Genomic DNA, 24,739 nt, shown 5'->3' on the forward strand with positions numbered 1-24,739 from the left:
GGGCGGCCCGGAGGTGAACCGGGCCCCTGAAGGGGGGAGTACGTCAGGGTGACCGAATCCTCCGATCCGCTGCTGCCCTCCGCCCGCTCGGCGCCGGCCGTCCCGTACGCCTCCTACCTGCGCGTCTACGAACCCCTGGCCGCTTTCGCGGAGCCGGAGCGCACGCACTGGGCGCGGTACGCCCGGCGCGGGACGGCCCCGACCGCCCAGGACGAACTGCGCCGGTCGCTGGCGGAACTGGTGCGGGTCCCCCTGGTCGGGGTACCGGCGCACGAGAGCGCCGACGCGTTCACGGCACAGGTCGACGGGGTGCTGCTGGTCTGCCCCTGGCGCACCCGGCTGCGCGGCTGGCTGGCGCTGGAGGAACTGGCCGAGCAGTTCCCGCCGCCGGTGCTGGACGCGGCGCTCCCGCCGGCGGCCCGCCGGCGGGCGGCCGAGGAGTACGGGCGCTGGCGCGAGCGGAACCCGGACGCGCGCCCGTGGATCCGTACGGGGGTGTGGCAGATCCCGCTGCGCTGGTTCGTGCTGGTGGCGGACGAGGAGCGGGAGTACGTGCCGGGGGAGCTGCTGCGCTACCGGACGCCGATGGTGCAGGCGCGCCGGCGCCTGGCCCGGGCCCTGCGCACCCTCCGCGCCGCGGAGGGGTACGGGATGCTCGCCGAGGGGCTGGTGGAGGTGGGGAGCTGGCTGGAGGAGTTCCATCCGCGCTCAATGGTCGAGCTCGACTACGGCGGGCTGGTGCACGCCCTGCCCGCGGACCTGCTGGCCGCCGACCACTCGGCGGGGGACCTCGCGGCGGGCATCGCGGCCCTCCGGGCGGGTGACACCGACGGGGCGGCGGACACCTGCGCTGGGCTTGCGGAGCGTTGGAGGGCCGTCCGAGAGCGGCTTTTCGCGAATTAGGCCGAAAACCGCCGGTGTGGCTGGTTTCACCTTTTGGCAGTCCGTACGTACCGTCGCGTATCGGTCGTTCGGTCAAAACTGGCTGATCAGAGGCCCGATCGTGGCATTTGGGACGTAGTGCCAGGACCTACGTCCCGATACGGGCCATTGGCCCAAGCGTGACGGACCGCACTAACCACACCCTTGCGCCCTTCCCCTACCCTCGTGCCAAAATAGGACAAGGAGTCCGGGGAGGGTTCCTTCCGCCCAACTAAGGGCGGAATGCTCGGCATTGCACTCTACGGGGGGTCTGACGACTCCTGATCGCTCTGTGACTGATCGTCACAGTGGGGTGACTGTCCGTTATGGGACGGTCCATCGGGCTTCCGCCGCTGATGAACACCTCGGAGGGCAATTCCGTCGGTTTGGCCGTCGAGGCTGGACGGATGGTGTAGTTGTAGTGCCGAGGACAAGCCGTTCGTCCTATAACCGACTCGGCCCGCGTATGTCCATTTCGGGCAACGCGGGCCAAGGTGCAGAATTTAGAGGAAAGAACCGAGATGGTTCGGTTCTCCCGAGGAGGCCGCTCATGACCGCTCGCACCCCTGATGCCGAGCCGCTGCTGACCCCGGCTGAGGTTGCCACGATGTTCCGCGTGGACCCGAAGACGGTCACCCGCTGGGCCAAGGCTGGCAAGCTCACGTCCATCCGCACCCTGGGTGGACACCGCCGGTACCGCGAGGCCGAGGTCCGCGCACTGCTGGCGGGAATTCCGCAGCAGCGCAGCGAGGCCTGAGGTCGCGTAAACACCCCGCTTTAACGGGTCGCTGTCGGGTCCCCCAATCCGATGAAAACCCACATTGCTTCATACGACCCGACCTGCCCCAACAGGTCCCGGGTCGTTCGATCGCGCTGGACTCCGCCGGGTCCAGCGCGATCTTTTTATGCCCAGGTCAGGGGGGTGCCGGAAGCCGGTCGACTGTCCGATCGGGTGGGTACCATTGCACATATTAAATCGAGCGTGCGTATGGATGCGATAAAAGTGTGAGTCCGAAAAACTCGTGCGGTGACACCCGTCACAGATGATCACTCTTGTACATCCGGCAATGCACCCCGTAAAGGGGAAGTGGCTCGCGGTGGCCATCACGCGAACGGGGGATTCGCGGAAAGGGAGAGACACGGGGTGCCGTCGGGGTCCACGCGTCGGCCGGTCGCACGAGCCGCCCGGCGCCCTCGCCTCACCTTCGCCCTCACCCTCGCCCCCGGCCCTCCCCCGGGGCCTCCTCGGCGCCCTCGTCCTCGTCCGGGCCGCGGACGGTGGGCAGTCGGGCCGCCGGAGCCCCAACCCGCCCGGGCGGCCGCGCCCGCCAACGCGTCAGGGCCCGTATCCCCTGGGGGATACGGGCCCTGACGTTGTTGCGATCCTGACGGGACTTGAACCCGCGACCTCCACCTTGACAGGGTGGCGAGCTAACCAACTGCTCCACAGGACCTTGATTCGCGGCCGCTCTGCGGCGGCTGCGAAACAGACTGTACAGCAGCTCAGGGGGTGCGGTCGAACCGATCAGGGGGCCGCCGCGTCCACCGCCTTCACGATCCGCTTGTCGGAGATCGGGTAGGCCGTGCCGAGCGCGTGCGCGAAGTAGCTGACGCGCAGTTCCTCGATCATCCAGCGGATGTCGGTGACGGCGGCGGGGACGGGCCGCCCCTTCGGCAGCTGCTCCAGCAGCCACGCGTACTCGTCCTGCATCTCGTGGACCTTCTGCATGCGCGTCGTGTCGCGCTGGACACCCGTGGGCATCTGCTGGAGCCGCCGGTCGGCCGCCACCAGGTAGCGCATAAGGTCCGGCAGCCTGCGCAGCCCGGTGAGCGTCACGAAGCCCGCCGGCATCAGGGCTGCCAGCTGCGTCCTGACGTCCTGGATGTTCGCCACCAGGGCGAGGCTGGAGGTGGCCTTCAGGCGCCGCTCACAGGCCTGCCAGGCGGCCAGCACCTGCTGCACCTGGTTCACCGCGCGGACGGTCGTGTCCACCAGGTCGGCGCGGACGGCCTCGTAGAGCCTGCGGAAGCCCGCCTCGTCCCACGCCGGGCCGCCGTGGTCGGCGATGAGCTGGTCGGCCGCCGCCGTCGCGCAGTCGTCGAACAACGCCTGGACGGAGCCGTGCGGGTTCCTGGAGAGCGCCAGCTTCTGCTGGTTGCCGAGGTGGTCCGAGGCGAACTTCGCCGGGTTCACCGGGATGTTCAGCAGGATGAGCCGGCGGGTGCCGAGCCACATGGCCCGCTGCTGCTCAGCCTCGGTGTCGAAGAGCCGTACGGAGACGCTCGCTCCGTCGTCCACGAGCGCCGGGTAGGCCTTGACCGGCTGGCCGGCCCGCCGGGTCTCGAAGACCTTGGTCAGGGTGCCGATGGTCCAGTCGGTCAGCCCGGTGCGCTCCACCGACTCCCCGCCCGCCCGCTCGGCGGTGGCCGCCGCGGCCTTGGAGAGGGCCTGGCGGGCCTTCGGCTTCAGCGCGAGCCGCAGGGCCTCCAGGTCCTTGTCCTCGGCGATCTTGCGGCGCCGCTCGTCGACGATCCGGAAGGTGATCTTCAGATGGTCGGGGATCCGGGCCAGGTCGAAGTCATCGGCCGAGACCGGCACGCCCACCATCCGCTGGAGCTCGCGGGCGAGGGTGACCGGCAGCGGTTCCTGCAGCGGCACGGCCGTGTCGAGGAAGCGGCCCGCGTAGTTCGGTGCGGGCACGTAGTGCCGGCGGATCGGTTTGGGCAGCGAGCGGATCAGCTCGGTGACGACCTCCTCGCGCAGCCCCGGGATCTGCCAGTCGAAGCCCTCGTCGGTGACCTGGTTGAGCACCTGCAGCGGGATGTGGACGGTCACGCCGTCCGCGTCCGCGCCCGGCTCGAACTGGTAGGTCACCCGGAACTTCAGCTGCCCCTGCCGCCACGAGTCCGGATAGTCGGCCTTGGTGACGCCGGCCGCCTTCTCCGTGAGCAGCATCTCCCGCTCGAAGTCGAGCAGTTCGGGCTCGTCGCGCTTCTTGTGCTTCCACCAGGAGTCGAAGTGCGCCCCGGACACCACGTGCTCGGGGATCCTCTGGTCGTAGAAGTCGAAGAGGGTCTCGTCGTCCACGACGATGTCGCGGCGCCGGGCCCGGTTCTCCAGCTCCTCCACCTCGGTGAGGAGCTTGCGGTTGTCGGCGTAGAACTTGTGGTGGGTCCGCCAGTCGCCCTCGACGAGCGCGTTGCGGATGAACAGCTCGCGCGAGACCTCGGGGTCGATCCGGCCGTAGTTGATCTTCCGCTGGGCGACGATCGGCACGCCGTACAGCGTGACCTTCTCGTACGCCATGACGGCCGCCTGGTCCTTCTCCCAGTGCGGCTCGCTGTAGGTGCGCTTGACCAGGTGCTGCGCCAGCGGCTCCACCCACTCGGGCTCCACCTTGGCGTTCACCCGGGCCCACAGCCGGGAGGTCTCCACCAGCTCGGCCGACATCACGAACCTGGGCTGCTTCTTGAACAGCGACGAGCCCGGGAAGATCGCGAACTTGGCGCTGCGGGCGCCGAGGTACTCGTTCTTGTCGGTGTCCTTGAGCCCGATGTGCGAGAGCAGTCCGGCCAGCAGCGAGACGTGGACGACCTGCTCGGGGGCGTCGGCCTCGTTGACGTGGATGCCCATGCTCTTGGCGACCGTGCGCAGCTGGGAGTAGATGTCCTGCCACTCGCGGATCCGCAGGAAGTTCAGGTACTCCTGCTTGCACATCCGGCGGAAGGAGGAGGAGCCGCGCTCTTTCTGCTGCTCCCGGACGTAGCGCCACATGTTCAGGAACGACAGGAAGTCACTGGTCTCGTCCTTGAACCGGGCGTGGTGCTGGTCGGCCTGGGTCTGCTTGTCGGAGGGCCGCTCGCGCGGGTCCTGGATGGACAGGGCCGCCGCGATCACCATGACCTCGCGGACGCAGTTGTTCTTGTCGGCCTCCAGCACCATGCGCGCCAGCCGCGGGTCGACGGGCAGCTGCGACAGCCGGCGGCCCGTCTGCGTCAGCCGCTTCTTCGGATCCTTCTCGGCCGGGTCCAGTGCCCCGAGCTCCTGCAGGAGCTGCACGCCGTCACGGATGTTGCGGTGGTCCGGCGGGTCGATGAAGGGGAACTTCTCGATCTCGCCGAGGCCGGCGGCGGTCATCTGCAGGATGACGGAGGCCAGGTTCGTGCGCAGGATCTCGGCGTCGGTGAACTCGGGACGGGCGTTGAAGTCGTCCTCGGAGTACAGCCGGATGCAGATGCCGTCGCTGGTACGGCCGCAGCGGCCCTTGCGCTGGTTGGCGCTGGCCTGCGAGATCCGCTCGATCGGCAGGCGCTGGACCTTGGTGCGGTGGCTGTAGCGCGAGATGCGGGCGGTGCCGGGGTCGATCACGTACTTGATGCCCGGCACGGTCAGGGAGGTCTCGGCGACGTTGGTCGCGAGCACGATCCGGCGGCCGGTGTGCTGCTGGAAGACCCGGTGCTGCTCCGCGTGGGAGAGGCGGGCGTAAAGGGGGAGGACCTCGGTGAAGCGGAGCTTCTTCTTGATCAGCGCGTCGGCGGTGTCACGGATCTCGCGCTCGCCGGAGAGGAAGACCAGGATGTCGCCGGCGCCCTCGGCCTGGAGCTCGTCCACGGCGTCGCAGATCGCGGTGATCTGGTCGCGGTCGGACTCCTCGGAGTCCTCTTCGAGGAGCGGCCGGTAGCGGACCTCCACCGGGTACGTCCGCCCGCTGACCTCGACGATCGGGGCGTCCGCGAAGTGGCGGGAGAACCGCTCGGGGTCGATCGTCGCGGAGGTGATGACGACCTTGAGGTCGGGCCGCTTGGGCAGCAGCGTCGCCAGGTAGCCGAGCAGGAAGTCGATGTTGAGGGACCGCTCGTGGGCCTCGTCGATGATGATCGTGTCGTAGGCGCGCAGCTCGCGGTCCGTCTGGATCTCGGCGAGCAGGATGCCGTCCGTCATCAGCTTCACGAAGGTCGCGTCCTGGTCCACCTGGTCGGTGAACCGGACCTTCCAGCCGACGGTCTGCCCGATCTCGGACTTCAGCTCCTCGGCGATGCGCTCCGCGACCGTGCGGGCGGCGATCCGGCGGGGCTGGGTGTGCCCGATCATGCCCCGGACGCCGCGGCCCAGCTCCATGCAGATCTTGGGGATCTGCGTGGTCTTGCCGGAGCCGGTCTCACCGGCGACGATCACGACCTGGTGGTCGCGTATCGCCTCGGCGATCTCGTCCTTCTTCTGGCTGACGGGCAGGTTCTCGGGATACGTGACCTCCGGCATCCGCGAGGCACGGCCGGCCAGTCGCTCGGCGGCCTTGGCGGCCTCCGCGGCGATCTCGTCGAGCACGGCCTGCTTGGCCTCGGGCTTACGGATGCGGCGGGCGCCTTCGAGGCGGCGGCCGAGGCGGTGCGCGTCACGGAGGGAGATCTCACCGAGAAGCGTCTGCAGGGCGGCGAAGGAAGTAGACATACCTGATCGAGGATCTCACCTGGGCCCTCCGGCTGGCGAACGCATTTGTCGGGTGGACCCGTACCATTTCGGGACGAGTCCCTCGGCCGCGCGAGTGAGAGGCAGCCCACCTTGTACCGCCCCCGCCTCTTCGGCTGCGCCGTGCTCGCGGTCCTGGCGGTGCTGTGCGGCGGGACGGCCCCCGCCGCAGCCGGAACGCTTCTGCCCGGGTCCGGCCACTCCCCGGTCCGGGCCGCGGCCCCGTCGGCCTCCGACGCCTCCCGGGCGGCGCCGCCGCCCGACCGGCCCCGCGCCGATCCGGCCGTCCCCGGCGGCGGCCCCTCCTGCGCCCCCGCGGCCCCCGGACAGGGCGGCACTCCCGGCGTCCCGACCCGGGCCGGCGACCACGCGCAGGTCCCGTCCGGCCGCCCGGTGCCCGCGGCGGCCCGTCCGTACGCCGACCCGCCCGTACGGGTACGCGTACGGGCTCCCGACCGGCCCGCGCCCGGTCCGGTGGAGCTGTCCGTGATGCGGGTCTAGAGGGTGTCGGTCCCTTTCACCGGTCCCCTCGTCACCCGTATCCCAGGAGCACTCCCATGCCCTCTTCCCCGTCCAGGCCGAAGCCCGGTTCCCAGACCAAGGGCGCGTCCGCCGCGAAGCCGTTGCTGATCGCGGCGGGGGTCGCCCTCGCCGCCGTCACCCTCGGCCTCGTCTCCTGGCAGGCCACCGCCCCCGCCGAGCAGGGCTCCGCCGGCTCCTCGTCCGAGGCCGCGCCCCGCAGCGACACCTCCGCGGCCCTGCGGGCGCTGGCCCGCCGGGAGGCCGGCGACAAGCTCGCCGTCGGCCGCGCGGACGCGCCCGTCGTACTCATCGAGTACTCCGACTTCAAGTGCGGCTACTGCGGCAAGTTCGCCCGGGACACCGAGCCCGAGCTGGTCAAGAAGTACGTCGACAGCGGCACCCTGCGCATCGAGTGGCGCAACTTCCCCATCTTCGGCGCCGAGTCGGAGGCCGCGGCCCGGGCCGCCTGGGCCGCCGGCCAGCAGGACCGGTTCACGGCCTTCCACACGGCCGCGTACGCCAGCGGCTCCAAGGAGAAGGGCTTCGGCGAGCCGCGGCTGCTGGAGCTGGCCCGCGAGGCGGGGGTGCCCGACCTGGACCGCTTCAAGGCCGACATGGCCGGCGAGCAGGCGGCGGCGGCCCTGAAGAAGGACCAGGAGGAGGGCTACCGCATCGGCGTCACCTCCACCCCGTCCTTCCTGGTCAACGGACGGCCGATCGCCGGGGCCCAGCCCCTCGACGCCTTCACCACCGCCATCGCGCAGGCCGAGGCGGCGGCGGAGCAGTGACCGACATCGGATACCTGGCCGCCCTGCTCGGCGGCCTCCTGGCGCTGCTCAGCCCCTGCAGCGCCCTGCTCCTGCCGGCCTTCTTCGCGTACTCGATCGACTCCACCTCGCGCCTGCTGGCCCGCACGGGCATCTTCTACGCGGGCCTCGCGAGCACCCTCGTACCGCTGGGGGCGGCCGGCTCGTACGCGGGACGGTTCTTCCACAGCAACCGCGACCAGCTCGTCCTGGCCGGCGGCTGGCTGATCATCGTGCTCGGGGTGGCGCAGATCCTGGGCCTGGGCTTCGCCCCGCGGCGGATCTCGGAGCTGTCGGGGCGGATCCGGCCCACCACCGCCCTGTCCGTCTACGCGCTCGGCGCGGTCTACGGGCTGGCCGGCTTCTGCGCCGGCCCGATCCTGGGCAGCGTCCTGACGGTCGCGGCGGTCAGCGGCAGCCCGGTCTACGGCGGGATGCTGCTCGCGGTCTACGCCCTGGGGATGGCCGTACCGCTGTTCGTGCTGGCTCTGCTGTGGGAGCGCTTCGAGCTGGGCCGCAAGCGCTGGCTGCGCGGCCGGGCCTTCCGCGCGGGCCGCTTCGAGCTGCACACGACCTCGCTGCTGTCCGGGCTGTTCTTCATCACCCTCGGCGTGCTGTTCCTCGCCTACGACGGGGCGAGCGCGCTGCCGGGGCTGCTGGACGTGGACGACTCGTTCGCGCTGGAGCAGCGGGTCCGGTCAGTGGCCGGGTCCGTCCCGGACGGGGCGCTGCTGGCCCTGGTCGCCGTCGGCGCGGCGGTCTTCGGCGTCGTGCAGTGGCGCCGTCGCTCCGGCGGCCCGGCGGGCGAGGCCGAGTGACGCAGGAAGGCCCCGTCCGACGGACGGGGCCTTCCGATGGTGGCTGGGGCCGGGGTCGAACCGGCGACCTATCGCTTTTCAGGCGATCGCTCGTACCAACTGAGCTACCCAGCCACGAAACCGTTTCCGGTTTCAGCGATCCTGACGGGACTTGAACCCGCGACCTCCACCTTGACAGGGTGGCGAGCTAACCAACTGCTCCACAGGACCTTGCAGTGTGCGAGAGCAAGTCTTGCACACGGTAATGCGTACCCCCAACGGGATTCGAACCCGTGCTACCGCCTTGAAAGGGCGGCGTCCTGGGCCACTAGACGATGAGGGCTAAAGACCCACCGGGCACTTCTTCAGCGCGTCGGGGACGTGAGAAGCATATGGGATCCGGGGAGCTATCGCCAAAACGGTTTCCCCCGGAGCGACAATGGCCGGGTGCTGGAGATGACGCGCGAGGAGTTCGAGGAGCTCGTCGCAGAGGCCCTGGACCGCATCCCGCCGGAGCTGACGCGGCTGATGGACAACGTGGCGGTGTTCGTCGAGGACGAACCGCCCGCCGACGACCCCGAGCTGCTCGGGCTGTACGAGGGGACCCCGCTGACGGACCGCGGCGAGTGGTACGCCGGGGTGCTGCCGGACCGGATCACCATCTACCGCAATCCCACGTTGCGGATGTGCGAGGACCGGGAGAGCGTGGTCGCGGAGACGGAGGTCACCGTGGTGCACGAGATCGCCCACCACTTCGGGATCGACGACGAGCGGCTGCACGCGCTGGGGTACGGGTGAGCGCAGAGGGCTCCCGGCCCGGCCCGGGCGCCGAGGCGATCGACCCGGACGTCGACCTGCACGTGCCCGCGCAGCGGGCCGAGCCGCAGGGCCGGGTCCTCGCGGCGGTGGCCGTCGGCGGCGCGGTCGGGGCGTCGGCGCGGTACGGGGTCTCCCTGCTCTGGCCGGCGGCGCCCGGGGCGTTCCCGTGGGCGACCCTGTGGGTCAACGCCTCGGGCTGCGCGCTGATCGGCGTACTGATGGTGCTGATCAGCGAGGGCGGGCGGGCCGCGCCGCATCCGCTGCTGCGGCCCTTCGCCGGGGTCGGCGTGCTCGGCGGCTTCACCACCTTCTCCACCTACGCGCTGGACTTCTCGCGGCTCCTCGACGAGGGGGAGGCGGGGACCGCGCTGGCCTACGCGGGGCTGACGGTGGTGGCGGCACTGGGCGCGGTGTGGGCGGCGGCCTCGGTGACCCGGACCGCCCTGCGGCGCCGGGGGCCGGACCGGGCGGCCCGGTGAACTGGCTGCTCGTCGTGGCGGGCGCGGTCGTCGGCGCTCCGCTGCGCTACCTGACGGACCGTGCGGTGCAGCAGCGGCACGACTCCGTCTTCCCGTGGGGCACCTTCGTCGTGAACGCCTTCGCCTGCCTGGTGCTGGGGGTGCTGACCGGCGCGGCGCTGGCGGGGGCCGCCTCCTCGGGGGTGGCGCTGCTGCTGGGGCCCGGGCTGTGCGGGGCGCTGAGCACGTACTCGACGTTCTCCTACGAGACGCTGCGGCTGGCGGAGCGCGGGTGGGGCTTCCTCGCGACGGCGAACGTCGCGGTCTCGGTGCTGGTGGGGCTGGGCGCGGTGCACCTCGGCTCCCAGGTGGCGCGACAACTGTTCGCCTGAAGGCGTGTCCCATACGGGGTAAAGGGAGTTGGGCACATCGACCCGCTCCTGCGGGCCTTCGTCCCCAGGCTCCGGAGGTGCCCCCGTGCGCCAGTTGTCCGCTTCCCTCCGACTGGCCGTCACCGCACTCGCGGTCGCGGCGACGGCCGGCTGCATGAGCGTCGGTGAGGACGCGGCGAAGCCGGGGCCGTCGGCCGCCGCGGACCGGCGCACCGGCTCCGAGGCGGGTGCCGGTACCGCCTCCGGGCGGGGCTCGGGCGTCCACGGCAACGGACACGGCGCGAAGAACGGTACGGGGAGCCAGGACGGCACGCCCAAGGACGACGGCAAGGCCTCCGGGGCCACCGGGGCGTCCCCCAGCCCGGGCGCGCCGAGCGGGGCGCCGGGCGGGTCCGCGCCGTCGCCGGCACCGGGCGGCGGCGCCGGCGGGCAGGGCCACCAGCAGCCGTCGACGGGAGGCTCCGGCGGTGCGGGCGGTTCCGGTGGCCCGGGCGGGCCGGGCGGCGCTCAGCAGCCGGCGAGTCCGACTCCGGAGCCGCCGCTTCCGACGCCCCCTGTGACGGAACCCACGCCGAGCCCGTCGAGTCCGCAGCCGGAGCCCAGCACCCAGGCGGCACCGCAGGCGTAGGCGGGAGCTGTGCCGCACAGCCGGTCGAGGGGGGTCGTTTGTGCAGGTCAGCGTGGATCCTGTGGAAGCGACTTGCCAGACCCGGGGGAGGGTGCGTATGGTTATAGATCGTTTGATCCCATTGCCCGGCGCCGAATCCGAAGAGCGCCGTGTGGCGCGTACTCTCCCTAGCCGTGGCTGACCGCATTGAGGCGGTCGATTTGCGATTCACGGAGTTTGGGCGCGTGCCGAGACTCCGGAAGGTTTCGCATTTCGCATGTCCATTTCCAGTTCTGACCGTTCCGTCATGCCCGAGAACGACTCCAACGAGATCATCGACGCCGAGGCCCTCGTGGTCACCGAGGCCATCGAGGCCGCAGAGGCCGAGGGGATCATCGAGGCGCTCGAGGCCGACGTGAGCGGCGAGTCCTTCCAGGACTCCGACGACGACTTCGACGCCGATGCCGACGCCGAGCCCACGATCACCTTCGGTGACCTGGGTCTGCCCGAGGGCATCGTGCGCAAGCTCGCCCAGAACGGTGTCACCACCCCCTTCCCGATCCAGGCGGCGACCATCCCGGACGCCCTGGCCGGCAAGGACATCCTCGGCCGCGGCCGCACCGGCTCCGGCAAGACCCTCTCCTTCGGTCTGCCGACCCTGGCCACGCTGGCCGGCGGCCACACCGAGAAGAAGAAGCCCCGCGCGATCATCCTCACGCCGACCCGTGAGCTCGCGATGCAGGTCGCGGACGCCCTCCAGCCGTACGGCGACGTCCTCGGCCTGAAGATGAAGGTCGTCTGCGGCGGTACCTCCATGAGCAACCAGATCTACGCTCTGGAGCGCGGTGTCGACATCCTCGTCGCCACCCCGGGCCGCCTGCGCGACATCATCAACCGCGGTGCCTGCTCCCTGGAGAACGTCCAGGTCGCGGTCCTCGACGAGGCCGACCAGATGGCCGACCTGGGCTTCCTGCCCGAGGTCACCGAGCTGCTCGACCAGATCCCCGAGGGCGGCCAGCGCATGCTCTTCTCCGCCACCATGGAGAACGAGATCGGCACCCTGGTCAAGCGCTACCTGTCCAGCCCGGTCACGCACGAGGTCGACAGCGCCCAGGGCAACGTCACGACCATGACGCACCACGTGCTCGTCGTGAAGCCGAAGGACAAGGCGCCGGTCACCGCCGCCATCGCCGCCCGCAAGGGCCGCACCATCATCTTCGTCCGCACCCAGCTGGGCGCCGACCGCATCGCCGAGCAGCTCGTCGAGGCCGGCGTCAAGGCCGACGCCCTGCACGGCGGCATGACGCAGGGCGCCCGTACCCGTGTCCTCGCCGACTTCAAGGACGGCTACGTCAACGCGCTCGTCGCCACCGACGTCGCCGCCCGCGGCATCCACGTCGACGGCATCGACCTCGTCCTGAACGTGGACCCGGCCGGCGACCACAAGGACTACCTGCACCGCTCGGGCCGCACCGCCCGTGCCGGCAAGTCCGGTGTCGTCGTCTCCCTCGCGCTGCCGCACCAGCGCCGCCAGATCTTCCGCCTGATGGAGGACGCGGGCGTCGACGCCTCGCGCCACATCGTCCAGGGCGCCGGCGCCTTCGAGCCGGAGGTCGCCGAGATCACCGGCGCCCGTTCGCTGACCGAGGTCCAGGCCGACTCCGCGAACAACGCCGCCAAGCAGGCCGAGCGCGAGGTCGCCGAGCTGACCAAGCAGCTGGAGCGCCTGACCCGCCGGGCCGGCGAGCTGCGCGAGGAGGCCGACCGCCTCGTCGCCCGCTCCGCCCGTGAGCGCGGCGAGGACCCGGAGGCCGCTGTCGCCGAGGTGGCCGAGGCCGCCGAGGCCGAGGTCGCGGCTGCCGCCGCTGCCGCTGCCGCCGAGATCGCCGCCCAGGAGCGCCGCGAGGAGAACCGCGCCCAGCGCGACGACCGCGGCAACTACGAGCGCCGCGACAACCGCGGTGGCGACCGCGGTGACCGTGGCGGCTTCCGCCGCGACGACCGCGGTGACCGCGGTGACCGTGGCGACCGTGGTGGTTTCCGTCGCGATGACCGTCCGTCGGGTGGTTTCCGTCGTGACGACCGTCCGTCGGGTGGTTTCCGTCGTGACGACCGTCCGTCGGGTGGTTTCCGCCGCGATGACCGTCCGTCCGGTGGTTTCAACCGTGACGACCGTGGTGACCGTGGTGGCGACCGTGGTGGTTTCCGTCGCGATGACCGTCCGTCGGGTGGTTTCCGTCGTGACGACCGTCCGTCCGGTGGTTTCAACCGTGACGACCGTGGTGACCGTGGTGGCGACCGTGGTGGTTTCCGTCGCGATGACCGTCCGTCGGGTGGTTTCCGCCGCGATGACCGTCCGTCCGGTGGTTTCAACCGTGACGACCGTGGTGACCGTGGTGGCGACCGTGGTGGTTTCCGTCGCGATGACCGTCCGTCGGGTGGTTTCCGCCGTGACGACCGTCCGTCCGGTGGCTTCAACCGTGACGACCGTGGTGACCGCGGTGGCGACCGTGGTGGTTTCCGCCGTGACGACCGCCCCTCCGGCGGCTTCGGCGGCCGCCGTGACGACAAGCCGCGCTGGAAGCGCAACGGCTGACACCGTCTGAGCTGAACCCCTGACAGGGCCCCCACGACTCCGGTCGCGGGGGCCCTGTCGCGTGTTGCTACGATCCGAACTTTGCGCCGGGGGGACACGGCGGGAGCGCATCCGCGACCACCCCCCGCCGCTTCGCTTGGGGGGATGGAACACATGAGACGGTCACGTGTGCTGGGCGCAGCCGCGCTCGCACTGGCCACGGGCATCGGCGCCCTCACCGCCGTACCGGCCGCCGCAGGACCCGCGGCCGCCGACGAACTGACGATCGCTCCGCTGCCGCATCAGGAGCCGTCGCGCGAGTCGTTCATCAAGGCCGGGCCGAAGGGCATCACGCTCGTCCGGCCGGGGACCGGACCCGGCAGGTGGTACTGGAAGAGCTTCGAGGACGGCCGCGAACTGCCGCTCGCCGACTGCCCCTCAGGGCCCTACGGCGTGTCGCTGAGCCACGGCGACTCCGTCGGCTGCGAGTTCCGCGACCAGCCCTCCGCGACCGCGGGTCCGCTGACCCTCATCGACCAGTCCACCGGCCACAGGGAGACCCTCGTCCCGCCGGCCGGCCGGTCCTGGACCACCACCTTCTCGCCGACCCAGGTGCTGGCCACCGAGCGGGACGCCCGGGGCAGGTTCGTCCTGCACCTGATCGGCCGTGAGAACGAGCCGCGCAAGGACGTCACCGTCACCGCGCCGGAACCGATCGCGGCCGATGCGTTCTGGGTGCGGACCGCCGACGAGAAGGGCGCCCTGATCACCTACCGGTCGGCCGACGGCCGGCAGATCCTCGCCCTGCTCGACTACGCCCGGGCGACGCTGACGCCGCTGGCCCTGCCGGACGGCGCGACGGACCCGATCAGCGTCGACCACTCGCTCGGCTCCCAGTGGGTCACGCTGCGCAAGAACGGGTCCGCCACGGCGACCCTGCTCTCCCGTGCCGACCTCACCGTGACGCGCACCGTCAACACCGGCAGCTCGCACGGGAACTCGCACGCCGTGGGCGACTGGGTGGTCTCGCAGGACTACAACGGCCAGGACAACAAGGTCACCGCGGCACCCGTCGGCGGCGGCGCCCCCCGGACCCTGCTCGCCCGGTCGGAGTTCGGCCTGCACACGGGCACCGACGGCGCCGGGTACATCGACGGCGGCACCGACTCCAGCCACTGGGCCACGTACCGGATCACGCCCGGCCCCGACGGGGCCCCGGTGCTGACCAGGATGAGGGACCTGCCGCCGAACCCCGCGGACCGGTTGACCCTCAGCCTTGCCCAGGGGCGGCTCCTCGCAGGGCAGCAGGACCCCACCCGCAGCCTCCAGGGCTACACGGTGCCGGTGTCCGGGACCTCCCCGGCGAAGCAGACCCCCGACTGGAGCTGCGACGAGAAGCAGGACGAGCGGCTCTGCACGCCCCGGGCCGAACTCCCCGGCTGGACCGTCCCCACGGGTGACGGACGGATCGTCTCCCTCTCGACCAAGGGCGAGGGCGCGTGCGGCAGCCCCGTCAACCGCTGCGGGGTCGTGCTGAACGTACGAGAGACCCGCCCCGGCGGCACCGTCCGCCAGGTGCCCCTGCCCGGCACCGACGCGATGTACCCGTACCTGATCGACAGCGCCTCGGGCCGGTACGTGCTGTTCACGGTGACCGAGAACAAGAACTCCCGGGCGGTGGTCGCCGACATCGACGCCGGGAAGCTCCTGGCAGTCAGTCCCTCCCCGGTCGCCACCCTGTGGGGCTCCCAGCTCTGGGACCGCGGGGACGGGAACACCGTGACCGCCACCGACCTGAACACCGGCGGGCCCGTGCGCCACCAGGCCCTAGGCGCGCCCTGCCGCCCGGAAGACCTCCAGGTTTCCGGGGACTGGCTGTACGCGCAGTGCCCCGCCTCCGCGGGCGGTCCCGCCGCCTTCGACATGACCTCCGGCAAGCGGATCCCGCTGCCCTTCGCACCCGAGAGCGACCGCGTGAAGCTGGGCGACGGCTACGTCGTTCGCCAGGGGGGCGTCGGCCTGGAGGTCTACAACCTGCGCTCCGGCACGGCCGTGCGCGAGCGCGAGATCGCGCAGGAGTTCAGGACGTACGGCAGCGACTGGACGGTCGACCGGTTCGGCGGGCGCCTGGCCTACACGGACGCGGGCCGGACCGTCCACCTGGTCGGTGTGACCGGCAACGCCTCACCGCTCGCCCTCGTCGACCAGGACGTCGCCGCCACCGCGGACTTCAGGCAGGTGAAGACCTGGCAGGCCCGGTGGTGGCCGTCCAAGCCGGTGTCCTCCTGGAAGCTGACGGTGCGCAACAACACCTCCGGCATCACCACGGTCGTGGGCACCGGCACGGACGCGCGCGGCCTGATCGCCCCGGCGTGGGACGGCAAGTCACCGACCGGCTCGTACCTCTTCTCCGGTGAGTACGAGTGGAGGCTCACCGCCCGCCCGGCCGACGGCCGCGGAGCCGAACTCAGCACGTCCGGGACGGTGTCCGTGACCCGTCCCCCGGCCGGTGTCCGGCCGCCCGCGCGCCCCTGAACCGACGCCGACAGGCCGGTCGGTCGATACCCGATCGGCTGACCGGCGCTGTCCGGCTATGCTCTGGGGTGAGCACCCGGAGGGCCATTAGCTCAATTGGCAGAGCAGCGGACTTTTAATCCGTTGGTTGTCGGTTCGAGTCCGACATGGCCTACCGCTCCCAGCGCCCCGTCCGCCCCGCGCGGACGGGGCGCTGTGCTGTGTCCGGGGCGGGCGGCGTGCGGGCCGTAAACCGGATGAGCCCCGCGGGCGGCGGCGGTAGCGTCGCCGCCGTGACTCCGGTTCTGCGTACCGAACGCCTGCTGCTCGACCCGTACACGCCCGGGGACGAGGAAGCCTTCGTGGCCCTCTTCCAGGACACCCGGGTCTCCCGGTGGATGGGGGACGGCCCCACCACCGAGGCTGAGGACCGGGCCCTGTTCGGGCGGGTCTTCACGATGGTCTACGCCGAGGACCTCTTCGACGTCTGGGCCGTACGCCGGGACGGGCGGCTGGTCGGGCACGCCGAGATCAAGCGGACCGACGAGGTCGACGGCCACGAGATCATCTACGCCCTCGCCCCCGAGGCCTGGGGATCGGGCCTGGGCACCGAGATCGCGGAGGCGGTCGTCCGGCACGCCTTCGACGGCATGGGCCTGACCGAGGTGCACGCCACGGTGGCCGCGCCCAACACGGCGTCCCTGGCCCTGCTGACCCGCATCGGCTTCACGCACGTCCGTGACGTGCGCGAGGACGACGGCTCCACCACCCGCGTCCTGACCCGCCACCGCGAGCCGGCCGCCGCCCGACCGCGTCCGCACGCAACGTGAAAGCGCCCCGCCCGAGGGATCGGGCGGGGCGCTTCGGGGTGTGGGGAGGTGCGATCAGGCGTTGGTGCGGCGGCGACGGCCGAGCCAGGCGGCGGCCGCGCCCAGCGCGACCAGGGCCACGGCGAGGCCGGCGTACAGGCCGGTGGACGAGCCGGCGCCGGTGCTGGCCAGGGAGCCCGTGGAGGAGCCCGTGGTCGTCACGTTGGCGTTGCCGGTGGTCGTGGCGACGGCCTGCTGGACGGCGGGGGAGGAGGAGGTCGACGCGGTCGGGGACGGGGTGGTGGTCGGGGTGGTCGGGTTGGTGGTCGGGGCGGTCGGCTCGGGGGCCGGCTCCGCGATCGGAACCAGCGGGAACTGCACGGAGACGGTCTTCAGGGGCCAGGTGTTGCCCTCGGCCTGGCGGACCTCGGCCTCCATCGTGATGACGGTGCGCTTCGTCAGCTTGGTGTCCCGGCCCAGGCTGAGCCGCAGCGGCTGGGTGTGGACGCCGGAGGCGGCGCCGAAGCCCTTGGCGATGTCCGGCAGCTCGTAGCGGCTGTCCTTGGCGTTCAGGTCCTGCCAGCGGCCGTCGATCAGGGCCTGGAGGCGGAAGTCGGCCTTCTCCTCGCCGGGGTGGGACAGGGTCAGGCTGGTGGCGAGCGGGACGTCGAAGGTGCCGTCGCCGGTGGCCTGGTAGTTCAGGTCGAGGTACGCGCGCTGCTCCTGGCCGTCCTTGCCCGAACTGACCTGCTTGAACCAGGTCTTCAGCTCGCCCGTCTTGATCTGCGGGTCGACCTTGAAGAGGTGGGAGTCCGCGCCGCCGGGCGCGACGGAGTTGTTGTGGCTGGTGGCGGTGAAGTTGAAGTCGCCGTTGTTGGTGGGGTAGTTCGCGCCGAGGCCGAGGGTGACCTTCCAGGTCATCTTGCCGTTCGCGGGGATGTCGAAGCCCTGGCCGGGCTCGCCGGCGGACGGGGAGAACAGGCCCTGCCAGCCGCCGTCCTGCTGGCCGACCGAGGACTTGGTCGCCGGGGCGTCCACCGCCTCGACCTTGAAGACGACGTCGTCCTTCTGGAGCAGGCTCGGGCCCTTGGCGTCGAGGAGCATCCACGGCTTGTACTCGACGGCCTTGCCGGTCGGGTTCTTCACCGTGAGGTCGAAGGTCTCGGTGGCGCCGCCGCGGGTCAGCGGGCCGCTGGGGACGGGAGCGCCCATCTCCGTACGCAGCACGGCGTGGTCGTCGGCGGCGGGTGCGGCGGACGCGGCGGTGGCCGAGAGCGGCAGCAGAGTGGTGACGACGCCGGCGACGACTGCGATGGCGGCTGCGGTGCGAACGGACATGGTGGACTCCCCCCGGGAATCACGAGGGCGTCGGCGGGGTGCCGAGCCGGTGGGTGTGGTCGGTGTCGCCCGGCCGGTCCGTGTTCCCCCTGGCCCTGGCGACAGATGAATCTTCACCCGGATCCATTCGCGGAACCATCCCTGCAGTGTCACCGGCGTGCAACAGAGATGATCTTCATGCTCGGGATGCCTGATTCAGGCCGGATTCAGGCCGGATTCATGCCCTTGACCTGCGCCGATGTGGATCCGGATGCGGGGCGGCGGTTAATTGGCGAAGGGTCCGTCCGCGATGGCGTAGAGTTGTGTTCACCGACGCGGGGTGGAGCAGCTCGGTAGCTCGCTGGGCTCATAACCCAGAGGTCGCAGGTTCAAATCCTGTCCCCGCTACTGAAGACGAAGGCCCGGTTCCCTTGGGAGCCGGGCCTTCGTCGTGTCCACGGTCTCCGCCGTGCCCCGGGCCACCCGGTCCCCGGCCCGTACCCGTCCCCGTCCCCGTCACCCGCACGGCCGCCGCCGGGTCGCCGTACGCCCTCACCTGCGGCCAGCCTTGAGGGGCGCGGCGGCGGCCCCGCACCCGTGGCACGGGACCGGGCGGCAGGAGAGCGTGTGGTGGGGCTGGGCCGGAAGGGCAGCGGCGGGTGGCGGGCGTCCCGTCGCGGGAGCGGCACGGCCCGGCGGGTGCTCCGGGCGCTGCCGGGCGTGCTGATCGCCGCCGGTCTGGTCTTCGACCTGCTGACGCCGCCCAGTTTCACGGGCTCCCCGTCCTTCTCCGCGGCCCCGCTGATCGCCGCCCCGTTCTACACCCTGTGGGCCACGGCCCTGACCTGCGTCCTGGCCGTTCTCACGGTGTTCCTGCTGCACCTCCACCACGGCACGAGCTGGACGGCCCAGGGGCTGACCGAGCTGGCCACCATGGTGACCGTGTCCGCACTGGCTCTCCTGATCAACCGCGTGGTGCGGCGCAGCGGCGAGCGGCTCGCCTCGGCCCGCGGGATCGCCGAGGCCGCCCAGCGGGCGGTGCTGCCGAAGCCCGCCGGACGCATCGGAGGGCTGGACGTCTGCGCCTCGTACGAGGCCGCGCAGGCCGACGCGTTCATCGGCGGGGACCTGTACGCGGTCCAGGAGACCCCGTACGGGGTGCGCCTGGCGGTGGGGGACGTACGGGGCAAGGGGCTGGGGGCGGTCGAGGCCGTCGCGGTGGTCCTCGGGGCGTTCCGGGAGGCCGCGGAGACCGAGCCGACGCTGGAGGCGGTGGCGCAGCGGCTGGAGCGGGCCCTGGCCCGGGAGGGGGCCCGGCGGGAGGGCCTGGACGCGGTGGAGGGGTTCACGACGTGCGTGCTCGGTGAGGTCCCGCCGGACTCGGAGGTGCTGCGGCTGCTCAACCGGGGGCACCCCGAGCCGCTGCTGCTGTACGGGAACGGGGACCTGGCGGTGCTCGCCCCGGCGGAGCCGGCCCTGCCGCTCGGCATGGCGGACCTGGGCGGCCGGCCGGGCCGGTCCCAGCAGTGGGCGTTCCCGGCCGGGGCCACCCTGCTGCTCTACACGGACGGGCTGACGGAGGCCCGGGACCGCGCGGGCGCGTTCTACGATCCGGCGGCCCGGCTGCGCGGCCGGGTCCTGTCCGGGCCGCAGGCCCTGCTCGGCGCGCTGAGCAGCGACGTGCGGCGGCACACGGGCGGCGGGACGACGGACGACATGGCGCTGCTCGCGGTGGGCCGGCCCGGGCGGCGGTGGCAGGAGCGAAGCCGGATGGAGCGGCGGCGGGCGTCCGTGGTGATGAGGCGGGCGGACGATCCGAGGTGACAGCACGTAACCGAACAAGCGCTGTGCGCAAACCTATTGACGGGCAGTCATGAAACGCTTGTGGCCGACGAGATGGGTGACTCCTGCAATTTTTGCCCGAGTTGGTACAGGAATGAGGTGGAAAGGAATGGCCAAAGCAAGCCAGCCCGTGGCCAATTGATGAGAACGATCAAGCGCAACAGCTTGGAATCACTCCCTCACTTCTATTACCTTTCGATAACGCAGCGCGGTCGTCCCGGCCGTCGCAAGAGACGGCACCGTGCGCGTGCGTGCCCATGAGGAGTGTGCCCCGGTGGCCTCCAACCCGCCTGCTCCTGAAGGCACCGAGATCCAGGAGCCGCCGACCGCGGGTGCCTGGGGCGAGTGGAACCCCACCGAGGACTCGGTCCGTCCCGTCCGGGGCAAGCACCGTGTCGCCAAGCAGCGCGGGGGACTTGCCCGCAGCTCCACCGTCCTCGGCGTCGGTGTCATCGCCGCCGTCGGCGCCGGCGGCATCGCCACCGCCCAGGACCGCCCCCAGGTCGCGATATCCCTCCCCTCCCTCCCCGGCCTGGTGACCGGGGACAACGACCGCCAGGACCAAGGGGGTTCCGGACCGGACGCCGACGCCGACCGCGGTACGACGACCGGGATCATCGCGCAGCAGGCCGACCGCGGCGCGGACGCCGGCGAGCTGCTGCGCAACCGCATCCTCCAGCAGGCCGAATCGCAGCACGACGCCGCCGAGGCGAAGGCCCGCGCCGAGGCCGAGCGCGCCGCGCAGGTCGCGGCCGCCCAGGAGGCCAAGGACAAGCTGGAAGCGGCCCGCCAGGCGGCCGAGGAGGCCAAGTCCCAGGCCGAGGCGAAGGCCGCGGAGGAGGCCGAGGCCGCCAGGAAGGCAGCCGAGGCCAAGGCGGCGCAGGAGCGCCCCGCCGCAGCGGTCGGAAGCTGGGCCCTGCCCACCTCCGCCTACACCCTCACCTCGCACTACGGGGTCTCCGGCTCCATGTGGTCCTCCGGCCACCACACCGGCCTCGACTTCGCGGCCCCGACCGGAACCCCCGTCAAGGCCGTGGGCGCGGGGAAGATCACCTCGGCCGGCTGGTCCGGGGCGTACGGATACCGCATCGTGCTGGAGCTCGCGGACGGCACGGAGGTCTGGTACTGCCACCTCTCCTCGATGTCCGTGACCTCCGGTTCGGTCGGCGCCGGCGACACCATCGGCCGGGTCGGCGCCACCGGGAACGTCACCGGACCCCATCTCCACCTGGAAGTACGCAAGGGCGGATCGACGACGGACCCGCTGGCGTGGCTGGAGTCCAAGGGTCTGGACGTCTGAGGGCCGGCAGGGCCGCCTCCGGTCGCCGAGGCCTTCGCCGGGTCCCCCGCCGCTCCTGTTCGCGGTCTCTCCGGCGCGGCGCGGGGACAGCCACCGCGGGCGCCGGCCGCAGGGGGTCGAACCAGGGCGGAAGCAGCTCCTCCAGCACCGCGGCCCGGGCCAGCGCGGGTCCCGCCGTCGCGCGGCGCTGCCACAGCCGCTGCAGTAACTCCCGCTCGCGGGCCGCGAAGTCGGCCTCCCTCAGCGGCCCCCCGCGGCGCGCCCGGTTCCGCAGCAGTGCCAGGGCCGCGGCATCCGCCTCGTAGCGGGCGACCGCGCGGGCGGCGGCCCGGCCCCCGCTGCGCCGCGCCAGCGACCGGGCCAGCGACCGGGCCGGCATCGACGCCAGGGCGGGCACCTCGGCGGGGGCCAGCCAGCCCGCGGCCGCGTACAGCGCCAGTTCCCCGGCGACGGCACGCAGCCGGCGCTGCCGTATCCGCACCGCCAGCCACACCAGCACCCCGAACATCGGGACCATCACGCAGACGTACATCACGTAGAAGCCGTGGTCCCCGAACTGCGAGGAGCCGTTCCACAGGGCGTGCAGGCCCATGGCCGGCGCCAGTCCGAGCAGGGGCAGGCAGATCCGCCGCGAGCGGCGCGCGCTGACCGCGGCCGCGCCGAATCCGAGCCCGGTGAGCACGGTGAACAGCGGGTGCGCGAACGGCGACAGCACGATCCGTACGAAGAAGGTCGCCGCGGTCACCGAGTCCAGCACGCCCGTGCCGTCGGCCAGGTCCTGAACGAAGGCGTTGCCCAGGTAGAGGATGTTCTCGGTGAAGGCGAAGCCGGTGGCGGTGAAGCCCGCCGCCACGAAACCGTCGGCCGGGCCGGTGAAGTGCGGTCTGCGGAAGGCGAACACCAGCAGCAGCGCGGCCGCCTTGACGCTCTCCTCCACCACCGGGGCGATGGCGATCGAGCCGAGGTGGTCCGCGCCCGAGGGGTCGGCGGTGGCCGCGGCTATCCACTCGGTGGCGAAGTTGTTGGCCAGTATGGCGATCAGCGCCGCGGTGCAGGCACCCCAGCCGAAGCAGAACAGCAGCTGGGACCAGGGCGCGGGCGCGGCCCGGCCCAGCCACCGGAAGGCCGCCATGAGAGGGGCCACCGGCAGCACGGCCAGACCGAGACCGACGAAGAAGCCCGGGGTGCCGGTCTGTTCCCGTACGAGTTCGAGGATGGCGATGCCGGTGGTGGCGAGCAGGACGAGGAGCACGCACGTGCGGGCCGTGGCGGACGGACGTGCGAGCACGGGGCGGAGCGCTCGGAACACATCATGACCCTAGCGATCCGCCCTGACACGCGCGGTGACGTTGTCAGTTCTCCGTGCGACGGAAGAGCAAGTCGTGTACGACGTGCCCCTTGTCGAGGCCCTGCCCCTCGAAGCGGGTGAGCGGCCGGAAGTCGGGGCGCGGCGCGTAGCCGCCGTCGGCCTGCGTGTTCTCGAAGTCGGGGTGCGCGGTCAGTACTTCGAGCATCTGCTCGGCGTACGGCTCCCAGTCGGTCGCGCAGTGCAGGACGGCCCCGGGGGCCAGGCGGGTGGCGGCCAGGGTGAGGAACTCGGGCTGGATCAGCCGGCGCTTGTGGTGGCGGGCCTTGGGCCACGGATCCGGGAAGTAGACGCGGATCCCGGCGAGCGAGGCGGGCGGGAGCATCTCGCGGAGCAGGATGATCGCGTCACCGTTGGCGACGCGCACGTTCTCGAGCCCGCCGCGCTCGGCGAGCGCGAGGAGGTTGCCCTGGCCCGGGGTGTGCACGTCGGCGGCGAGGATGCCGGTCGCCGGGTCCGCGGCGGCCATCTGCGCCGTGGCCTCGCCCATGCCGAAGCCGATCTCCAGGACGACCGGGAGGCCGTCGAACAGTGCCTTGAGGTCGATGACGGAGTGGCCGTCGATGTCCAGGCCCCAGGTGCCCCAGAGCCGCTTGAGGGCTTCGCCCTGGCCGGTGGTGACCCGGCTGCGCCGGGGCTGGAAGCTCCGGATCCGGCGCTCGTGGTGCGAGCCGGCCGGGTCCGGCGCGGGGCCGTCGGGGAAGCGGGGCTCGGTGCGCCACTTCGGGGGCACGTACGAGTTCGCCTCCGGCGCGGCGTCGGCGGCGTAGTCGGCGACGGGGGCGTCCGGGACGGCGGGCGGCGTGGGGTTCAGGGACTCAGACACAATGCGCTGATTCTACGACGGGGCGGTGCTCCCCGCCGGGCGCCGTGGTGGCCCCCGCGGGGTGGCGCCGACGGCGGGGGCGCCCGCGGCGGGGCGCCCCGGCAGGGTGCGGGGTGGACCGCTCGGGCCGGCCGCGGGGCCGGCTCAGGCCGAGCCGAGGGTGCGCAGGGCGCGGGTGGCGATCTCGCGGCCGATCGGGAGGGAGGCCGTCGCCGCCGGGGAGGGGGCGTTGAGGACGTGGACCGTGCGCGGGGCGTCGCGGATCAGGAAGTCGTCCACCAGGGTGCCGTCCCGCAGGACGGCCTGCGCGCGGACTCCGGCCGCGGCCGGGCGGAGGTCCGCGGCGTCGACGGCCGGCAGCAGGCGGCGTACCGCCCGGGTGAAGGCCTGCTTCGACAGCGAGCGGCGGATCTCGCCCGTCCCGTACCGCCAGTGCCGGGAGGCCATGCGCCAGGCGCCGGGCCAGGCGAGCTCGTCCGCGATGTCCCGCGGGCGCACCGTGGACCAGTCGTAGCCCTCGCGGGCCAGCGCGGGAACGGCGTTGGGGCCGACGTGGACGCCGCCGCCGATGCCCCGGGTGAGGTGCACCCCGAGGAAGGGGAACGCCGGGTCGGGCACCGGATAGACCAGCCCGCGGACCAGTTCCGGACGGGCCAGGTCGTAGTACTCGCCGCGGAAGGGGATGATCCGCATGCCCGGGTCGTCGCCGGCCAGGCGGGCGATCCGGTCGCAGTGCAGGCCCGCGCAGTTCACCAGCGTCCGCGCCCGGAACACCAGCCCGGACGTCGTGCGCACGGCCACCGCCGAGGCGCGGCGCGAGATCAGGTCCACCTCGGCGCCGTAGACGATCTCCGCGCCCGAGGACTCCGCGAGCTGGGCGCTCACCCGGCCGTAGTCCACGATGCCGGTGCTGCCGACGTGGATCGCGGCCAGGCCCCGCACCTGCGGTTCGTACTCGGTGATCTGGGCCGGGCCCAGCTCGCGCACCGGGATGCCGTTCTCCCGGCCGCGCTGGACCAGGGCGTGCAGCCGGGGCAGCTCCTCGCGCCCGGTGGCGACGATCAGCTTGCCCGTCACCTCGTGCGGGATGCCGTGCTCCGCGCAGAACTTCACCATCTCGGCGGCGCCGCTCACCGCGAAGCGCGCCTTCAGCGAGCCCGGGCGGTAATAGATCCCGCTGTGGATCACACCGCTGTTGCGCCCCGTCTGGTGCCGGGCCGGGCCCGACTCCTTCTCCAGGACGATCACCCTCGTCCCCGGAGCCAGACGCGACAAGGCGTGCGCCGTCGACAGGCCGACGATCCCGCCGCCGATCACCAGCACATCGCAGTCCACGCCACCGCCCACGCCGACACCTCCCACCCCTGCATACTGCACCCCCGTACCGACAACGAGGCCACG

19 protein-coding genes and 6 tRNA genes are annotated in these 24,739 nt (G+C 72.1%); 16 read left to right on the plus strand and 9 right to left on the minus strand.

Annotated elements, in window-relative coordinates; translation table 11 throughout:
• Nucleotides 1–48: 48 nt before the first annotated feature.
• Together AC2RP6_RS21290 and bldC are read left to right on the plus strand one after the other, a co-directional pair.
• Nucleotides 49–903 carry a DUF8083 family protein gene (locus tag AC2RP6_RS21290; protein ID WP_486447628.1) on the plus strand — a complete coding sequence of 285 codons (855 nt, stop codon included), beginning with the start codon at nucleotides 49–51 and terminating at the stop codon, nucleotides 901–903.
• 568 nt (nucleotides 904–1,471) lie between these two features.
• Nucleotides 1,472–1,678 (plus strand): developmental transcriptional regulator BldC, encoded by a 207-nt coding sequence (gene bldC / locus AC2RP6_RS21295; protein WP_003949541.1) that lies wholly within the window; start codon nucleotides 1,472–1,474, stop codon nucleotides 1,676–1,678.
• A 623-nt stretch (nucleotides 1,679–2,301) separates the two neighbouring features.
• On the opposite strand, the gene AC2RP6_RS21300 is transcribed toward bldC, so the two are convergent.
• Both AC2RP6_RS21300 and hrpA read right to left on the minus strand, forming a co-directional pair.
• Nucleotides 2,302–2,375, minus strand: a tRNA-Asp gene (locus AC2RP6_RS21300).
• Between the two features lie 71 nt (nucleotides 2,376–2,446).
• Nucleotides 2,447–6,370, minus strand: a complete 3,924-nt coding sequence (hrpA, locus tag AC2RP6_RS21305) for an ATP-dependent RNA helicase HrpA (RefSeq protein WP_486447629.1) — start codon at nucleotides 6,368–6,370, stop codon at nucleotides 2,447–2,449.
• A gap of 111 nt (nucleotides 6,371–6,481) precedes the next feature.
• Between hrpA and AC2RP6_RS21310 the strand changes: the two genes are divergently transcribed.
• From AC2RP6_RS21310 to AC2RP6_RS21320, 3 genes are read left to right on the plus strand one after another with little or no spacing between them, the layout of a single operon-like run.
• Entirely contained in the window at nucleotides 6,482–6,889 is a 408-nt protein-coding gene (locus AC2RP6_RS21310) for a hypothetical protein (protein WP_486447630.1), read from the plus strand.
• 56 nt (nucleotides 6,890–6,945) lie between these two features.
• Nucleotides 6,946–7,698, plus strand: coding sequence for a DsbA family protein (locus AC2RP6_RS21315; RefSeq protein WP_486447631.1), 753 nt, complete (start codon nucleotides 6,946–6,948; stop codon nucleotides 7,696–7,698).
• Nucleotides 7,695–8,534, plus strand: a complete 840-nt coding sequence (locus AC2RP6_RS21320) for a cytochrome c biogenesis CcdA family protein (RefSeq protein WP_486447632.1) — start codon at nucleotides 7,695–7,697, stop codon at nucleotides 8,532–8,534. The genes AC2RP6_RS21315 and AC2RP6_RS21320 overlap by 4 nt, the downstream gene beginning before the upstream one ends.
• Before the next feature lie 37 nt (nucleotides 8,535–8,571).
• Here the strand turns inward: AC2RP6_RS21320 and AC2RP6_RS21325 are convergent.
• From AC2RP6_RS21325 to AC2RP6_RS21335, 3 genes are all read right to left on the minus strand, one after another.
• A tRNA-Phe gene (locus AC2RP6_RS21325) sits at nucleotides 8,572–8,648 on the minus strand.
• Between the two features lie 22 nt (nucleotides 8,649–8,670).
• Nucleotides 8,671–8,744: transfer RNA gene (locus AC2RP6_RS21330), tRNA-Asp, on the minus strand.
• A 39-nt stretch (nucleotides 8,745–8,783) separates the two neighbouring features.
• Nucleotides 8,784–8,856 (minus strand) — tRNA-Glu (locus tag AC2RP6_RS21335).
• 104 nt (nucleotides 8,857–8,960) lie between these two features.
• Here AC2RP6_RS21335 and AC2RP6_RS21340 point away from each other — a divergent pair.
• From AC2RP6_RS21340 to AC2RP6_RS21375, 8 genes are all read left to right on the plus strand, one after another.
• Nucleotides 8,961–9,311: a metallopeptidase family protein gene (locus AC2RP6_RS21340; RefSeq protein ID WP_030012899.1), complete on the plus strand. Its 351-nt coding sequence runs from the start codon at nucleotides 8,961–8,963 to the stop codon at nucleotides 9,309–9,311.
• Nucleotides 9,308–9,811, plus strand: a complete 504-nt coding sequence (locus AC2RP6_RS21345; protein WP_486447633.1) for a FluC/FEX family fluoride channel — start codon at nucleotides 9,308–9,310, stop codon at nucleotides 9,809–9,811. The genes AC2RP6_RS21340 and AC2RP6_RS21345 overlap by 4 nt, the downstream gene beginning before the upstream one ends.
• The gene (locus tag AC2RP6_RS21350; RefSeq protein ID WP_486447634.1) at nucleotides 9,808–10,182 is read left to right on the plus strand and encodes a fluoride efflux transporter FluC; all 375 of its coding nucleotides are present in this window, start codon (nucleotides 9,808–9,810) and stop codon (nucleotides 10,180–10,182) included. The genes AC2RP6_RS21345 and AC2RP6_RS21350 overlap by 4 nt, the downstream gene beginning before the upstream one ends.
• Before the next feature lie 85 nt (nucleotides 10,183–10,267).
• Nucleotides 10,268–10,810, plus strand: a complete 543-nt coding sequence (locus AC2RP6_RS21355) for a hypothetical protein (RefSeq protein ID WP_486447635.1) — start codon at nucleotides 10,268–10,270, stop codon at nucleotides 10,808–10,810.
• Between the two features lie 256 nt (nucleotides 10,811–11,066).
• Nucleotides 11,067–13,385 (plus strand): DEAD/DEAH box helicase, encoded by a 2,319-nt coding sequence (locus AC2RP6_RS21360; RefSeq protein WP_486447636.1) that lies wholly within the window; start codon nucleotides 11,067–11,069, stop codon nucleotides 13,383–13,385.
• A gap of 153 nt (nucleotides 13,386–13,538) precedes the next feature.
• Nucleotides 13,539–15,899, plus strand: a complete 2,361-nt coding sequence (locus AC2RP6_RS21365) for a hypothetical protein (protein WP_486447637.1) — start codon at nucleotides 13,539–13,541, stop codon at nucleotides 15,897–15,899.
• An 81-nt stretch (nucleotides 15,900–15,980) separates the two neighbouring features.
• A tRNA-Lys gene (locus AC2RP6_RS21370) sits at nucleotides 15,981–16,053 on the plus strand.
• Between the two features lie 118 nt (nucleotides 16,054–16,171).
• Nucleotides 16,172–16,708, plus strand: a complete 537-nt coding sequence (locus AC2RP6_RS21375) for a GNAT family N-acetyltransferase (protein WP_486447638.1) — start codon at nucleotides 16,172–16,174, stop codon at nucleotides 16,706–16,708.
• A 54-nt stretch (nucleotides 16,709–16,762) separates the two neighbouring features.
• On the opposite strand, the gene AC2RP6_RS21380 is transcribed toward AC2RP6_RS21375, so the two are convergent.
• Nucleotides 16,763–18,025 carry an LPXTG cell wall anchor domain-containing protein gene (locus tag AC2RP6_RS21380; RefSeq protein ID WP_486447639.1) on the minus strand — a complete coding sequence of 421 codons (1,263 nt, stop codon included), beginning with the start codon at nucleotides 18,023–18,025 and terminating at the stop codon, nucleotides 16,763–16,765.
• Nucleotides 18,026–18,338: 313 nt separating this feature from the next.
• On the opposite strand from AC2RP6_RS21380, the gene AC2RP6_RS21385 reads away from it, so the two are divergent.
• The 3 genes from AC2RP6_RS21385 to AC2RP6_RS21395 all read left to right on the plus strand — a co-directional run bounded on the left by AC2RP6_RS21385 (nucleotide 18,339) and on the right by AC2RP6_RS21395 (nucleotide 21,146).
• Nucleotides 18,339–18,412, plus strand: a tRNA-Met gene (locus tag AC2RP6_RS21385).
• Nucleotides 18,413–18,640: 228 nt separating this feature from the next.
• Complete coding sequence (locus tag AC2RP6_RS21390) at nucleotides 18,641–19,828, plus strand: PP2C family protein-serine/threonine phosphatase (protein ID WP_486450394.1); 1,188 nt, start codon at nucleotides 18,641–18,643, stop codon at nucleotides 19,826–19,828.
• Between the two features lie 292 nt (nucleotides 19,829–20,120).
• Nucleotides 20,121–21,146, plus strand: a complete 1,026-nt coding sequence (locus AC2RP6_RS21395) for a M23 family metallopeptidase (protein WP_486447640.1) — start codon at nucleotides 20,121–20,123, stop codon at nucleotides 21,144–21,146.
• Here AC2RP6_RS21395 and AC2RP6_RS21400 read toward each other — a convergent pair.
• The 3 genes from AC2RP6_RS21400 to lhgO all read right to left on the minus strand — a co-directional run bounded on the left by AC2RP6_RS21400 (nucleotide 21,055) and on the right by lhgO (nucleotide 24,715).
• Nucleotides 21,055–22,455 (minus strand): PrsW family intramembrane metalloprotease, encoded by a 1,401-nt coding sequence (locus AC2RP6_RS21400; RefSeq protein ID WP_486447641.1) that lies wholly within the window; start codon nucleotides 22,453–22,455, stop codon nucleotides 21,055–21,057. The genes AC2RP6_RS21395 and AC2RP6_RS21400 overlap by 92 nt on opposite strands.
• A 43-nt stretch (nucleotides 22,456–22,498) precedes the next feature.
• Nucleotides 22,499–23,338: a tRNA (guanosine(46)-N7)-methyltransferase TrmB gene (gene trmB / locus AC2RP6_RS21405; protein ID WP_486447642.1), complete on the minus strand. Its 840-nt coding sequence runs from the start codon at nucleotides 23,336–23,338 to the stop codon at nucleotides 22,499–22,501.
• 144 nt (nucleotides 23,339–23,482) lie between these two features.
• Entirely contained in the window at nucleotides 23,483–24,715 is a 1,233-nt protein-coding gene (lhgO, locus tag AC2RP6_RS21410; RefSeq protein ID WP_486447643.1) for an L-2-hydroxyglutarate oxidase, read from the minus strand.
• Nucleotides 24,716–24,739 lie beyond the last annotated feature (24 nt).

This window comes from Streptomyces sp. WAC03905, from assembly GCF_057371075.1.

What these genes read in the sequence shown, in the direction of transcription:
- bldC (WP_003949541.1), top strand. Translation starts at nt 1,472, where the DNA reads ATGACCGCTCGCACCCCTGATGCCGAGCCGCTGCTGACCCCGGCTGAG.
- hrpA (WP_486447629.1), bottom strand. Translation starts at nt 6,370, where the DNA reads ATGTCTACTTCCTTCGCCGCCCTGCAGACGCTTCTCGGTGAGATCTCC.
- AC2RP6_RS21315 (WP_486447631.1), top strand. Translation starts at nt 6,946, where the DNA reads ATGCCCTCTTCCCCGTCCAGGCCGAAGCCCGGTTCCCAGACCAAGGGC.
- AC2RP6_RS21360 (WP_486447636.1), top strand. Translation starts at nt 11,067, where the DNA reads ATGTCCATTTCCAGTTCTGACCGTTCCGTCATGCCCGAGAACGACTCC.
- AC2RP6_RS21365 (WP_486447637.1), top strand. Translation starts at nt 13,539, where the DNA reads ATGAGACGGTCACGTGTGCTGGGCGCAGCCGCGCTCGCACTGGCCACG.
- AC2RP6_RS21380 (WP_486447639.1), bottom strand. Translation starts at nt 18,025, where the DNA reads ATGTCCGTTCGCACCGCAGCCGCCATCGCAGTCGTCGCCGGCGTCGTC.